The organism is Pseudonocardia sp. UM4_GMWB1 (assembly GCF_017312155.1).
Lineage (GTDB): Bacteria > Actinomycetota > Actinomycetes > Mycobacteriales > Pseudonocardiaceae > Pseudonocardia > Pseudonocardia alni.
The window spans coordinates 23,490-36,270 of record NZ_QJPN01000002.1 but is presented as its reverse complement, the minus strand read 5'-3'; the positions used below and the strand labels follow the sequence as shown (position 1 = coordinate 36,270).

Annotated in this window: 14 protein-coding genes; 9 read left to right on the top strand and 5 right to left on the bottom strand. The window is 72.4% G+C overall.

Translation table 11 applies throughout. The annotated features are described in order from the left end of the window. Window positions 1–7 precede the first annotated feature (7 nt). Entirely contained in the window at window positions 8–541 is a 534-nt protein-coding gene (gene merB / locus DMP15_RS27880; RefSeq protein ID WP_337826738.1) for an organomercurial lyase, read from the bottom strand. A 50-nt stretch (window positions 542–591) separates the two neighbouring features. Next, the gene (gene merA, locus DMP15_RS27875; RefSeq protein WP_308292795.1) at window positions 592–1,992 is read right to left on the bottom strand and encodes a mercury(II) reductase; all 1,401 of its coding nucleotides are present in this window, start codon (window positions 1,990–1,992) and stop codon (window positions 592–594) included. Window positions 1,993–2,191: 199 nt separating this feature from the next. On the opposite strand from merA, the gene DMP15_RS27870 reads away from it, so the two are divergent. From DMP15_RS27870 to DMP15_RS30430, 7 genes are all read left to right on the top strand, one after another. Beyond that, complete coding sequence (locus tag DMP15_RS27870; RefSeq protein ID WP_337826737.1) at window positions 2,192–2,557, top strand: ArsR/SmtB family transcription factor; 366 nt, start codon at window positions 2,192–2,194, stop codon at window positions 2,555–2,557. 659 nt (window positions 2,558–3,216) lie between these two features. Next, window positions 3,217–3,627 carry an ArsR/SmtB family transcription factor gene (locus DMP15_RS27865; RefSeq protein WP_179763226.1) on the top strand — a complete coding sequence of 137 codons (411 nt, stop codon included), beginning with the start codon at window positions 3,217–3,219 and terminating at the stop codon, window positions 3,625–3,627. After that, window positions 3,620–5,815, top strand: coding sequence for a heavy metal translocating P-type ATPase (locus DMP15_RS27860; protein WP_308292794.1), 2,196 nt, complete (start codon window positions 3,620–3,622; stop codon window positions 5,813–5,815). Before DMP15_RS27865 ends, DMP15_RS27860 begins: the two co-directional genes overlap by 8 nt. Further along, entirely contained in the window at window positions 5,812–6,072 is a 261-nt protein-coding gene (locus tag DMP15_RS27855; protein ID WP_179763224.1) for a hypothetical protein, read from the top strand. The genes DMP15_RS27860 and DMP15_RS27855 overlap by 4 nt, the downstream gene beginning before the upstream one ends. 24 nt (window positions 6,073–6,096) lie before the next feature. Next, on the top strand, window positions 6,097–6,219 hold the full coding sequence (locus DMP15_RS30440; RefSeq protein ID WP_179763282.1) for a methyltransferase: 123 nt from the start codon (window positions 6,097–6,099) through the stop codon (window positions 6,217–6,219). A gap of 298 nt (window positions 6,220–6,517) precedes the next feature. Beyond that, the gene (locus DMP15_RS30435; RefSeq protein ID WP_374210111.1) at window positions 6,518–6,820 is read left to right on the top strand and encodes a methyltransferase family protein; all 303 of its coding nucleotides are present in this window, start codon (window positions 6,518–6,520) and stop codon (window positions 6,818–6,820) included. 174 nt (window positions 6,821–6,994) lie between these two features. Then, window positions 6,995–7,234, top strand: a complete 240-nt coding sequence (locus tag DMP15_RS30430; RefSeq protein WP_376772752.1) for a transposase — start codon at window positions 6,995–6,997, stop codon at window positions 7,232–7,234. Window positions 7,235–7,326: 92 nt separating this feature from the next. Here DMP15_RS30430 and DMP15_RS27850 read toward each other — a convergent pair whose 3' ends face one another. From DMP15_RS27850 to DMP15_RS27840, 3 genes are all read right to left on the bottom strand, one after another. Then, entirely contained in the window at window positions 7,327–7,920 is a 594-nt protein-coding gene (locus DMP15_RS27850; protein ID WP_179763221.1) for a recombinase family protein, read from the bottom strand. Window positions 7,921–8,168: 248 nt separating this feature from the next. Then, window positions 8,169–9,593 carry a phenylacetate--CoA ligase family protein gene (locus tag DMP15_RS27845; protein ID WP_281010845.1) on the bottom strand — a complete coding sequence of 475 codons (1,425 nt, stop codon included), beginning with the start codon at window positions 9,591–9,593 and terminating at the stop codon, window positions 8,169–8,171. Further along, on the bottom strand, window positions 9,590–10,219 hold the full coding sequence (locus DMP15_RS27840) for a class I SAM-dependent methyltransferase (RefSeq protein WP_100877393.1): 630 nt from the start codon (window positions 10,217–10,219) through the stop codon (window positions 9,590–9,592). The genes DMP15_RS27845 and DMP15_RS27840 overlap by 4 nt, the downstream gene beginning before the upstream one ends. Window positions 10,220–10,373: 154 nt before the next feature. Here DMP15_RS27840 and DMP15_RS27835 point away from each other — a divergent pair, with 154 nt between their 5' ends. Together DMP15_RS27835 and DMP15_RS27830 are read left to right on the top strand one after the other, a co-directional pair. Beyond that, the gene (locus DMP15_RS27835; protein WP_208622880.1) at window positions 10,374–10,745 is read left to right on the top strand and encodes an ArsR/SmtB family transcription factor; all 372 of its coding nucleotides are present in this window, start codon (window positions 10,374–10,376) and stop codon (window positions 10,743–10,745) included. Next, the gene (locus DMP15_RS27830; RefSeq protein ID WP_100877370.1) at window positions 10,738–12,732 is read left to right on the top strand and encodes a heavy metal translocating P-type ATPase; all 1,995 of its coding nucleotides are present in this window, start codon (window positions 10,738–10,740) and stop codon (window positions 12,730–12,732) included. Before DMP15_RS27835 ends, DMP15_RS27830 begins: the two co-directional genes overlap by 8 nt. Window positions 12,733–12,781: the final 49 nt, after the last annotated feature.

Sequence of the window (12,781 nt, the reverse complement as noted above, 5' to 3'; positions counted from 1 at the left end):
GGAGGGGTCAGTCCCAACCCGTCGCTAGAGGGTCAGTCTCAGCGCGTCGTCGACAACTTTGGGGTCCTGCCGTATCTCCTTGGAGATAGGACTGTGTCTCGATCAGCTGCAGTGCGGTGACCCCGCTGTCGGGATCGACGCTGAGCGCCACGAGCTCGCCGCTGCCCGGAGTGGGGGAGACGACCTGCGCGGGGCGGCCCAGCACGGTGGGGAAGATCAGGGTGTCCAGGGCGCACCAGGTGTAGAGCGCCTGGCCAGCGACGGTGAACTGGTGCGGGGTCTCGCGCAGGGTGATGCCGTGCCCGACCACCGCGCCGTGCTCGTCGTACTCGGTGTCCGAGAGCCCGGCCAGTCCGTCGCGGACCTCCCCGGCGCCGCGCCCGGTGGTGTGGGCGAGGTCGTCGACGGTGACCGGATGCCCGCGGGCCAGCTCACGCAGCAGCGCCGGCCACAGCCAGCCCATCGCGTCCCCGGCGGCGCCGGGAGTGGAGCAGATGGTCTCGCTGAGCCGGGTGGCGAGATGCTCGGCGTCGATGCTCATGACAGAAACGTCCCTTCCGACGAGGGGATCGGGGAGGGGTGGGCTGGGGGTCAGGCGCAGCAGGAGGTGGGCATCTGGTTGCGGAACTGTCCGGCGGCGATGCGCAGGCCCTCGGCCATGGTCAGGTACGGCGCCCAGGTGTCGGCGACGTCGTCGACGGTCATGCCGGCGGTGATCGCGTAGGTGGCGGCGAGCATGATCTCCCCGGCCGCCTCGGCGGCCGCGTGCACCCCAAGCATCCGCCCGCTCTCGGCGTCGGCCACCACCTTGATCACCCCGCGGGTGTCGCGGTTGGCCAGCGCCCGGGGCACATCGGCCAGGTCCAGCACCCGGCAGTCGCAGCGGTACCCGGCGGCCAGCGCCTGGGTCTCGCTGAGCCCGGCGGAGGCCAGCTGGGGACGAGTGAACACGACCGCGGGCAGCCCGGTGTAGTCGACGATGGCCGGGCGGGGCCCGGCGGCGTCAGTGGCGTTGAGCGCCGCCACGCGTCCGGTGGCGGCGGCAACGTAGACGTACTGCGGCGCCCCGGACACGTCCCCGGCGGCGAACACCCGCGGGTTGGAGCTGCGCTGGGCCTCGTCGACGGCGACGAAACCCCGCTCGTCGGTCTGCACCCCCGCCGCGTCCAGGCCCAGCCCGTTGGTGCGCGGGGTGCGCCCGGTCGCGACCAGCAGCCGGGCCCCGCTGGCGCGCTGCCTGCCTCCGGTCACCACCGTCGCCTCGCCGGTACCGACGTCGACCTGCACCGCCCGGTCCTCGATGACGGTGATCGAGTCGTCGGCGAACACCCGGCGCAGCGTGTCAGCGAGTTCGGGCTCAGCCGTCGGCGCGAGGCGTCCCACGAGGGTGACCTGGGCGCCGAGGTGGGCGAACAGCTGGGCCTGCTCCATCCCCACATAGCCTCCGCCGATGACCACCAGCGACTCGGGCAGCTCGGTCTGCTCCATCGCCGTGGTCGAGCTCAACCAGTCCACCTCGTCTAGGCCGGGCAGCGGCGGGCGGGAGGGCTCGGACCCGGTGGCGATCAGGTAGGCGTGCGCAGCCAGCGGTTCATCGTCCACGAGCAGGGTGTCGGGGTCGGCGAAGCGGGCGTGCCCGGGGCGGACCTCGAAGCCGTGGGCGGCGGCTACGTCGGCGTACTTGGCCTGGCGCAGCCGTCCGGTCAGCTCGTCCTTCTGCTCCACCAACGCGCCCAGGTCCACCGGCCCGGACGAGGTCGGGGCACCGGGAAACGGGTTGCCCAGCGCGCCGTGCCGCGCCCCGGCCGCGGCCAGCAACGTCTTCGACGGCACACACCCCACGTTGACGCAGGTCCCGCCCAGGGTTGCGTGCTCGACCAGCACCACGGTCTTGCCGGCGCCGCGGGCGGCAATCGCGGCGGCCATCGCCGCCCCACCCGAGCCGATCACCACCAGGTCCAGCGCTGCGGTGTCCTCCACGTCGTCGTCCACGTCGGGGCCTCCTGACCTCCGTTGAGCTCGTCTGAACCGTCCAATCCGGCTAGACGAATACATGCTAGCGTAGTGGCATCCGTCAAGGCGGATGCATGACACGATGGAGGGAGCGCAGCGGATGGTCACCAGCTCGAGGACGGCACCAGGCCCGCCGACCGAGCCGGCCGCGCAGACAGGCGGCGAGGTCCCAGCACCGGTGGCGGGCGCCGAGGTGTCGGCGCCCCCGCTGCTCGGGCAGGCCGGCGAGCAGGCGGGGGTGGTGGCGAAGTTCTTCCGCGCGTTGGGTGACCCGACCCGGCTGCGGCTGTTGGAGTTCCTGCTCGCCGGCGAGCACACCGTCAGCGAGTGCGTCGCGCACGTCGGGCTGGCCCAGGGGCGGGTGTCGACGCACCTGGCGTGTCTGGCCGACTGTGGCTACGTCGCGGTGCGCCGCGAGGGCCGGTTCTCCCACTACCGGGTGGCCGACCCGCGAGTGGCCGACCTGGTGGTGCTGGCCCGCTCGCTGGCCGCGGACAACTGCTCCGCGCTCTCGGTGTGCGCGCGCATCGACCCCCGCCCCTGACTCGATCCCGCCCTGACCTCGCTGGGGACCAGGATCCTTCATACCTGCCGACCGACCCGACCGCGGCCCCACCAGCGGCTCCGACACCGAACGCGCCGACACCGAACACACCGAGGTCGAGCGCGCTGGCGGGGCCCGCGGCGTTTGGGTGTCGCCGCCCTGCTCGTGCGGCTGGTGATGTTGCTGCGCGGGGCCGGCGTTGCTCGCCGCCGGGGCGCTAGGAGCGGCCGGCTCCGAGCTCGCCAATCCCTGGCTGATCGGCGCTGGCGTCGTGCTACTGCTGGTTGCGCTAGACCGGGCCCTGCCGGATCGACCGCCGCAGTCGTGACGGCCGCGACCATGGGATGTCTGACTCTCGGGAAGTCGACGGGCCTTGCGGTGTCGGATGCGGTGACCCCGCGACCCCGCGGTCAGCCGTTGCCGGGGTCGGCCAGGTCAATGAGTTGCCACGGCCGGGCCAGGTTGTCCTCCAGCCCCTGCGGAGACGAAACGCGCGCGCCGCACCGCGTGCCGCTCCCGGGAACGCGTCCTCACCGACCGCGAGGACGGCCTGGCCCTCAATTTATCGCCGGTCCAGTCGTTGCGGGTCGAGGATATCGAGTGCGCCGGACCTTCGGGCAGCACTACCCAAACATATCGATGGCCGTTAGAATGTTTGTATGGCCATGGATGACGCATGTGACCTGCTCTGTCTCGATCTTCCGCACGCCGAACGGATCCGTGCCGCACTGCCGGACAGCACTCGTGTCGAACCGGCGGCCGGTATGGCCCGCGGGCTCGGGGATTCCACCCGGCTGCGGATCGCGGCCGCCCTTCTCCAGGGTGCCGAGCTGTGCGTGTGCGACACCGCCTGGGTCGTCGGTGCGTCGCAGGCCCTGGTGTCACATCACCTGCGCCAGCTGCGCACGGTCGGGGTTGTGACCTCGCGCCGGGACGGCCGGATGGTGATGTACCAGCTCTCCGACCGGGGACGCGCCGTCCTGTCGGTGCTGGTCGAGGTCGACAACGGCACAGCCGTCGACACCGATGGCGACGGCGACGCGGTGCTGGAAGGAGCGGATCGTGTCTGAGTCCGGCACTGCACCCGCACCCGCGAACGACAGCGCTGCCGGGGGCGACGAGGGGCCCGGCCGTATCTGGCAGGTCCGTGAGCTGCAGCTCGCCGCGGTCGCTGCGGTGCTACTCGCCGCCGCCTGGGTGATCGATCTCGTCGCCGGTGGGCCGGCGCTGCTGATCGGCGGGGTCGAGTTGGTCGCGGCCGTGGTCGCGGCGTCGACGTTCGTGCCCGACGCGCTACGCAATCTGCGCCACGGCCGGATCGGTGTCGGCACCCTGATGACGATCGCCGTGATCGGCGCCGTCGCACTCGGACAGATCGCCGAGGCCGCCCTGCTCGGGATCCTGTTCTCCATCGCCGAAGGGCTCGAGCACCATGCTGTGACCCGGACCCGCCGCGGCCTGCGTGCCCTGCTCGGGCTGGTCCCCCCGACCGCCTCGGTGCTGCGTGACGGCGACGAGGTCACCGTCTCCCCTGACGACCTCGTCGTCGGCGACGTCCTGATCGTGCGCCCCGGCGAGCGGGCCGCGACCGACGGCACCATCCGGACCGGGCGGACCAGCCTGGACACCTCCGCGATCACCGGTGAGTCGGTCCCGATCGAGGCGGGACCGGGTGACGACCTCTACGCCGGGACGATCAACGGCGGTGGCGCGATCGAGGTCGTGGTCAGCGCCCCGGCCTCGGACAGCTCGCTGGCGCGGATCGTGCACATCGTCGAGCAGGCCCAGGAGCGCAAGGGCTCCGGTCAGCGCCTCGCCGACCGGATCGCTCGCCCGCTGGTTCCTGCGATCATGGTCCTGGCCGTTCTGATCGCCGGGCTGGGCGCGCTGTTCGGCGACCCGGTGCTCTGGCTCGAACGAGCCCTGGTCGTGCTCGTGGCTGCGTCACCGTGCGCGCTGGCGATCTCGGTACCGCTGACCGTGGTCGCCGCGATCGGCGCGTCGAGCCGGCACGGCGCGCTGGTCAAGGGTGGTGCGGCGCTGGAGGAGCTCGGCCGGATCCGCGCCGTCGCCCTCGACAAGACCGGCACCCTGACCCGCAACAGTCCCGAGGTGGTCGAGGTTCTCGCCGCGCCCGGCGAGGACCGCACCGACGTGCTGGCCACCGCCGCCGCGCTGGAATCCCGGAGCGAGCACCCGCTGGCCCGGGCGGTCCTCACCGCCGCCGAGGCGGCACCGTGGTCGGTCGCGGTACGGCCCGCCGACGACGTCACCGCCGTGCCCGGGCACGGCCTGATCGGCGTCCGCGACGGGGTCGAGCTGCGGCTGGGCAGGCCCGGCTGGGTCGACGCCGGCCTGTTGGCCGAGGACGTCGCGCGGTTGCAGGACCAGGGGGCGACGGTCGTACTCCTCGAGCGCGGCGGCACGCTGCTCGGCGCCGTCGCCGTCCGGGACGAGCTGCGCCCCGAAGCCGTCGAAGCCGTTCGCCGCATGCGCGCGCTCGGGATTGACGTCGCCATGCTCACCGGCGACAACCGGCGCACCGCGGCCATGCTCGGCCAGCAGGCTGGGATCGGCGTCGTGCACGCGGAACTGCGCCCGGAGGACAAGGCTCGTCTGCTGCCCGAGATCGCCCGGGGTCGCCGGATCGCGATGGTCGGTGACGGCGTCAACGACGCCCCGGCGCTGGCCACCGCCGATGTCGGCATCGCGATGGGCGCCATGGGCACTGACGTCGCCATCGAGACCGCCGACGTCGCGCTGATGGGTGAGGACCTGCGCCACCTCCCGCAGAACCTCGCCCACGCCCGCCACGCGCGCACGATCATGCTGCAGAACGTCGGCTTCTCACTGCTGATCATCGGCACGCTGATCCCGCTCGCCGCGTTCGGCGTCCTGGGCCTGGCCACCGTCGTCGTGATCCACGAGGCCGCCGAAGTGCTGGTTATCCTCAACGCCGTCCGCGCCGCGCGGACACGGCCCCTGCCCGGTCTGACCGCCGCTCCGGCCACCTCGGGGCGACACCACATCGCGGTCGAGCCCGCGCCGGAACCGGACGACCCCTGCTGCGCGCCGGCACCCCGACCGGCCACACCCCACACGGTGGCCACCGGACCGTCGCCGCTCGACGCCGATCCGGGATCCGCTCCGGCACAGCCGCCGCACCAGAGCGGTTGTGCGGACGGATGCGCATGCTGCAGCCCCGAACCGTCCGCTGCTGAACAAGAGATACAGGCACACCAGAGGTCTCACCCATGACCACGGCCGACCGGGCGGCACGGCTGGCCAACACCGTCCTCACGGTTGCCGTGATCCCGCTTCTTCACCGGATGCAGAACGAGCTCGACCGCAACGGAACCCTGCGGCGGGGAACCCAGATGATGATGTGGGCTGCCTACGCGACGTTCGGAGTCCTGCTCACCGAGTCCCTCGCCCGCCACCGCGACGTGCCGACCGGCCGCCGCGGGACGACTCTCGCAGGAGCCGGCATGACGCCGTTCGACAGCCCGCAGTAGCTCAACGGCGGCGAGACCGGTGAGCTGATCACCAGTGGGATCTACCACTACAGCCGCAACCCCCGGTACACGGGCTTCGTGGCCGCCACGGCCGGCCTCGCCGTCGCCCGAGGCTCACCGCGGCCGCGCTGCTGGCCATCGAACTGACCGTAGTGATGCGCGCCTGGGTAGCGGTCGAGGAAAGCCACCTCCGGCGACAGTTCGGAACGGCCTACGGGCGCCTGTGCAGCCAGGTTCCGCGTTGGATCGGCGTTCGGTCATAGGGGCGGGGTCTCGCGTCCCGCCCTTGGGCTCTGAACATGTGACCAGGGGGTCAGCACCATGCTGGTACAGCATCTACGGGCGATACTGCTCGGTCCGGTAACGGTCACGATCATCATTCCACTGGTGATCGTAACGATCATGGGTTCCGCTCCGGGTCGATCTCAGTCCGGTACTCGGCTACCTGGCCCTGACTGCCGGCGCCCTGCTGATCGCGGGCGGTGTCGCGATGCTCGCCTGGACGATCAGGCTCTTCGCCCGGGAGGGCGAGGGAACATTGTCGCCACAGGACCCACCGCGCACCCTGGTAGTGCACGGGCCCTATCGACACGTGCGCCACCCGATGTTCAGTGGAGTCCTGGCCATCCTCGTCGGCGAGACGATCGCAACGCGGTCCCTGAGCCTCCTGGCATGGCTTGTCGTGTTCGCGCTCTTCGTCACCATCATGGTCCCCCGTGTTGAGGAACCGCGGCTAGCCCGCGGCTAGCCCACCGGTTCGGCGACGGCCACGCGCGCTATCGGGACAACGTCCCGCGCTGGATACCCCGCTTACAGCCCTGGGACCCCTCACCGCCGCGAAAGCCAACCGAATGATCCGGGAACGTCTGCTCACGTTGCCGGCGCGCTAGGTAGGGCGTGTCTCCGAAATAGGTGGGTCGGGGTGCGCGATGCTGTAGCGGTGTCGCGCACTGCGGTCCTGACCGACGTTCAGTGGGCCCGGCTGGCCCCGCTCCTGCCCTCGTCGGAGGGTCGTCGCGGGCGCCCGTTTCGAGACAACCGTCGAGTACTCGAGGGCATCATCTACCGATACCGGTGCGGCCTGGCCTGGCGGGATGTCCCGTCCGAGTTCGGGCCGTGGCAGACGTTGTGGAAGCGGCACCGCCGCTACTCCGGCCCATGAGGAACAACGGAACGGGTTCCATCGGTAGCGCTGGCGCGGTCGCTACTGGGCCCGGCACTCCGCGAAGCTGACCCGAGGGGCAGAGCAGGACGTCAGGACGCGGACGGTGCAGCTGGGCGTGCGCGCTCGATCGCCCGGTAGACGGTGGAGCGGGCGACGGAGAACAGCTCCGCGAGCTCGGCGCTGGTATGCGCGCCGGCGTGGTGCAGCTCGACGAGGTGGGACTCCTGGCGCGGGCTGAGCTTGGGCTTCTTGCCACGCAGCCGGCCCTTGGCGCGGGCGACCTTCATGCCCTCCCGGGTCCTCATCTTGATCAGGTCTGACTCGAACTCGGCGACCATGGCCAGCACGTTGAACAACAATCTGCCGACCGGGTCGGTCGGGTCGTGGACCGACCCGCCGAGGCTGAGCTTGACCTCGCGGGCGGTGAGCTCGGCGACGATGTCGCGGGCGTCGGGCAGCGACCGGGCGAGCCGGTCGAGTTTGGTCACGACCAGCACGTCGCCGCCGCGGCACGCGGCCATCGCCTCGCGCAGCCCGGGCCGGGCCCGGTTGGTTCCGGTCAGGCCGTGATCGACGTAGATCCGCTCGGGCGCAACGCCGAGGGTGGTGAGGGCGTCGCGTTGGGCGGTGAGGTCTTGTTCGTCGGTGGAGACCCGGGCGTAGCCGATCAGTAGTCCGCTCACCGTGCGAGTGTCCCAGTAAGCGCCCCTTCATCGGGCATTTCATCGGGCGGGTCTTACGGGAATCGCCGAGCAGCAGCGATCTTCGGTTCGCGGGCGGGGCCGGGGTGTCCCGGTGGGGGTTCGGTCTACGAGACGAGGTCGCGATCCGTGCGCCGCGACGCCTGCGTCGTCGACCGGAGAGAAGATCGTGAGAGGGTACGGCCGAGCAGCCGAGAGCGCATGGTCGGTCGACGCCACGTGTGGCGTGGTCAGCCCGGTGTGTCGGCCAGCGGTTGAACCAGTCGGTACTTGCCGCCGGTGGCGGGTTGGGGGAGCTGCTCGGCGCGTCGAACGGTGATCTGGGCGAGGCCGTGGGCGGCGAGCAGGTCGGTGAGTTCGCGGTGCACGTGGGCCCAGGCCTGCTGCGGGGTGGCGCCGGGTGCGGGCTGGATTCGCACCGAGAGCTCGGTCGGGGAGATCTGCAGGATCTGGAACAGCGCCACGGAGGGCAGCCGGTCCAGGCGGGTCGAGAGGGTCAGCGGGGTGAGTGTCACGGTGGTGCCGTGGGTGGTGGGGAGGGTGAGTAGGTCCGCGGTGCGGCCCTGCACCCGGATCGCGGGCAGTGGGCTGCCGCAGTCGCAGGGGTCGGGGCGGGCCAGGACGCTGTCGCCGAGGTCGTAGCGCAGGATCGACTGGGCCCGGTTGGCCAGGTTGGTCAGCAGCACGGTGTGGGACTGCTGGCCGGGCGGGGTGGGCCGGTGGTCGGCGTCGACGGGTTCGAGGATGGCCCAGTCGGCGTTGACGTGCAGCCAGCCGTGGTGGCAGCTGTAGGACAGGAACGGGCACTCGGTCGCGGCGTAGGAGTTGCCCACCGCGGAGCCGAACGCGGTGGCGATCCGCGCGATCTCTGGGTCGGGCAGGCCTTCGGCGGCGAGCGCGACCAGGGCGGGGCGGATCCGCAGCCGCCCGGCCTGTTGTTCGGTGGCCAGCAGCGCCGCGGTGGTGGCGTAGGGGGCGAGCACGGCGGGTGGGAACGCGTTGAGCTGGGTCACCAGTTCCGGCAGCGGGGTGTGTACCGACAGCGCCTGGACCCGGCGGCGGCCGCGTCTGGTGCGGCGCAGGCGGGCGGCCGCGGCGGTGGAGGCGAAGTGCCCGCCGGTGGCGGTGACCATCGCCAGTCGTCCCCGCCCGGCGATCAGCCGGGGCAGCGCGCTCGCGTTCAGCCAGGTGCTGAGCATGCGCGAGCTCAGCGCGGTGGTCACCGCGAGTGCCCGCTCGTCGAGCAGGAACATCCCCCGCGTGCCGGTGGTACCCGACGTGGTCGCCACCGTGTAGCCGGCTCGGGAACCGCCGCGGTAGCCGGGTGGGATGGCGAGGAACGGCTGGCCGATCTGGGCGGGGTCGGCCACGAACGCCTGCACCCGCTCCCTGCTCGCGCGCGGGTCGGTGACCCAGTCGTCGAACCGTGCCATCAGTGCCGCCTTGCTGGTGACCGGCAGCAGGCGCGGGTCCTCCACCCGGCCGGGCAGGTCCTGGTAGAGCTCGCGGTACACGCTGCCGTGGCCGCGGGCGAAGTCCACGAGCTCGGCCAGGCGGGCGCGTTGGCGGGCGTCGATCGCCTCCGGGCCGTGTCGGTAGGTCCGGCGGGCGTCGAGCAGCAGCCGCAACGCCCCGTCCTCGCCGGCGGGGCTCACCGCGGTGCGGCGTCGCTGTACGGGCGCTGGGCCACCCCGAGCAGGTAGTGCCCGCGAACCCGGGTGCGCCACCGGGACCCGACCTGCAGTCCCTGGCGCTCCAGTTCGGCGACGAACTCGCTCGCGGTGAACCGGTCCTCGGTGGGGTGGTCGAACAGCCACCGGTAGCCGCGGGTGGCCAGCGCGGCGGCGGTGACCTCGTCGAAGTAGAACCGCCCGCCCGGCTTGAGCACCCGAACGATCTCCGCCAGCGCCGCTCGCCAGTCCGGGACGTGGTGCACGATCGCGAAGTCGAACACCGCGTCGTAGCTGTTGTCCTCGGCGTCCAGGGCGGTGCGCAGGTCGGTCATGTCGCCGGTGGCCAGCCGCACCCGCTCCCCGTAACCAGCCAGCCGGCGCTTCGCCCGAGTGACCATGGCCGGGTCCAGGTCGATCGCGTCCACACGAGCCGCGGCGAACCGGCGCAGGATCAGCTCGGTGCCGTACCCCGCCCCGCACCCCACCTCGAGCACCCGCGCGTCCGGGGATAGTGCCCCGCCCAGCCGCAGCAGCGTCGGGGTCTCGTAGAACCGCTGCAACGCGCGCCGCGGCGGGCTGTTCACCAGGGCCGTTTCCACCCGGTTCATCAACACGACAGACCTCCCAGTTATCGACGATATGCGGTTACATCGTTGGCTAGCGATGGATACCAGAGGTGTCGCGGCGGTGTCCAGGGCTGCGACGATCGAGGGCGTCGAAAAGCTGGCGCCGAACATGGGCCACATGCGTTATCATCGCCGCATGACGATGCCAGATGCGGTGGCGGTGTCCCCGCGCCAGGAGTTGATGCCGGCTGCGGCGTTGTTCCACAGCCTGTCCGACCCGACCCGGCTCGCGATCGTGCAGCACCTCGCCCGGGGCGAGGCGCGGGTGGTGGATCTGACCGAGCGGCTCGGGTCGGCGCAGTCGACGGTGTCGGCGCACCTGGCGTGCCTGCGCGACTGCGGCCTGGTGATGGGCCGTCCGGAGGGCCGGCAGATGTTCTACTCGCTGACCCGCCCGGAGCTGCTGGACCTGCTCGCCGCCGCGGAGAGGTTGTTGGGGGCGACCGGGTCGGCCGTGGCGCTGTGCCCGAACTTCGGTACCGGCACCGTGGGGGTGCGCGGTGAGTGACGCGTGCGGGTGCGGCCCCGATGAGCCCCGCGTCGACGCCGAGACCGGTGAGGTCGTGGCGGAGCGGGAGCCGGAGCGGTTGTGGGAGGTCTCCGAGCTGCGCGCCGCCGCGGTGGCCGGGGTGCTGCTCGGCGCGTCGCTGGTCGTGGGCTGGTCCGGTGGGCCGGCGCCGGTGGAGCTCGCCCTGCAGGTCCTCGCGCTAGCGGTGGGGGCGTGGACGTTCGTGCCGTCCACACTGCGCCGCCTGGCCAAGGGCAAGATCGGGGTAGGCACCCTGATGACCATCGCCGCGGTCGGCGCCGTCGCGCTCGGCGAGGTCGGCGAGGCCGCGATGCTGGCGTTCCTGTTCTCCATCAGCGAGGGCCTGGAGGAGTACTCGATCGCCCGGACCCGCCGCGGCCTGCGCGCGCTGCTCTCGCTGGTCCCCGAGCAGGCCACCGTGCTGCGCGGCGGCCTGGAGATCGTGGTCGCTCCGGGCGAGCTGCGGGTCGGGGACACCATGCTGGTGCGCCCCGGGGAGCGCCTGGCCACCGACGGGACCGTCGGGACCGGGCGGACCGCGCTGGACGTCTCGGCGATCACCGGGGAGTCGGTGCCGGTCGAGGCCGGCCCCGGCGACGAGGTGTACGCCGGGTCGATCAACGGCACCGGCGTGCTGGAGGTGCAGGTCACCAGCACCGCCGCGGACAACTCGCTGGCCCGGATCGTGGCGATCGTGGAGGCCGAGCAGTCCCGCAAGGGCGCCGCGCAGCGCCTCGCCGACCGGATCGCGCGTCCACTGGTCCCGGGCGTGCTGGTCGCCGCCGCACTGATCGCCGTGGTGGGCAGCGTGTTCGGTGACCCGCTGGTGTGGATCGAACGCGCGCTGGTCGTGCTGGTCGCCGCGTCACCGTGCGCGCTGGCGATCTCGATCCCGGTGACCGTGGTCGCCGCGGTCGGCGCGGCGAGCAAGATGGGGGTGCTGGTCAAGGGCGGCGCCGCGCTCGAGGCCCTGGGCGCCGTGCGCCAGGTCGCCCTGGACAAGACCGGCACCCTGACCCGCAACCGGCCCGTCGTGATCGAGGTCGCCACCACCGGTGGCGCCACCCGCGAGCAGGTCCTCGCGCTGGCCGCCGCGCTGGAGGCGCGCAGCGAGCACCCCCTGGCCCGCGCGATCCTGGCCGCGGTCGACCAGCCCACCCCGGCCGCCGACGTCGAGGCCGTGCCCGGCGCCGGGCTCACCGGCCGCCTGGACGGGCGTGCGCTGCGGCTGGGCCGGCCGGGCTGGATCGACCCCGGTGACCTGGCCGGGCCGGTGCGCGGCATGCAGGAGGCCGGGGCGACCGCGGTGCTCGTCGAAGCCGACGGGACGGTCCTCGGCGCGGTCGCCGTGCGCGACGAGCTGCGGCCCGAGGCCGCCGAGGTCGTCGCCCACCTGCAGCGCGACGGCTACCGGGTCGCGATGCTCACCGGGGACAACCACGCCACCGCCGCCGCGCTCGCCGCGCAGGCCGGCATCCGTGACGTGCACGCCGAGCTGCGACCTGAGGACAAGGCTGCACTCATCGCGACGATGCGCGCCGAACGGCCCACCGCGATGGTCGGCGACGGCGTCAACGACGCCCCCGCGCTGGCCACCGCGGATCTGGGCATCGCCATGGGCGCGATGGGCACCGACGTGGCCATCGAAACCGCCGACGTCGCCCTGATGGGTGAGGACCTGCGCCACCTGCCCCAGGCCCTCGACCACGCCCGACGAGCCCGGCGGATCATGCTGCAGAACGTCGGGCTGTCGCTGGCCATCATCGTCGGACTGATGCCGCTGGCCCTGCTCGGCGTGCTCGGCCTGGCCGCGGTCGTCGCCGTGCACGAGCTCGCCGAGATCCTGGTCATCGCCAACGGGGTGCGCGCCGGCCGCACCCGCGCGCTGTCTCCCACCGCCGCCACGGTGCTCCCGCCGTCGGCGCCGACGCGCCCGCAACCGCTCGACGCCGCACATCGCGGCTGATGCCGGTGAACACCGGACGGATTCCCGAGGTTGAGGGGTAGGTGCAGGA

Coding starts and splice junctions, on each gene's coding strand:
- merB (WP_337826738.1), bottom strand. CDS start 541: ATGAGCATCGACGCCGAGCATCTCGCCACCCGGCTCAGCGAGACCATC.
- DMP15_RS27865 (WP_179763226.1), top strand. CDS start 3,217: ATGGCCATGGATGACGCATGTGACCTGCTCTGTCTCGATCTTCCGCAC.
- DMP15_RS27855 (WP_179763224.1), top strand. CDS start 5,812: ATGACCACGGCCGACCGGGCGGCACGGCTGGCCAACACCGTCCTCACG.
- DMP15_RS27840 (WP_100877393.1), bottom strand. CDS start 10,219: ATGAACCGGGTGGAAACGGCCCTGGTGAACAGCCCGCCGCGGCGCGCG.
- DMP15_RS27835 (WP_208622880.1), top strand. CDS start 10,374: ATGACGATGCCAGATGCGGTGGCGGTGTCCCCGCGCCAGGAGTTGATG.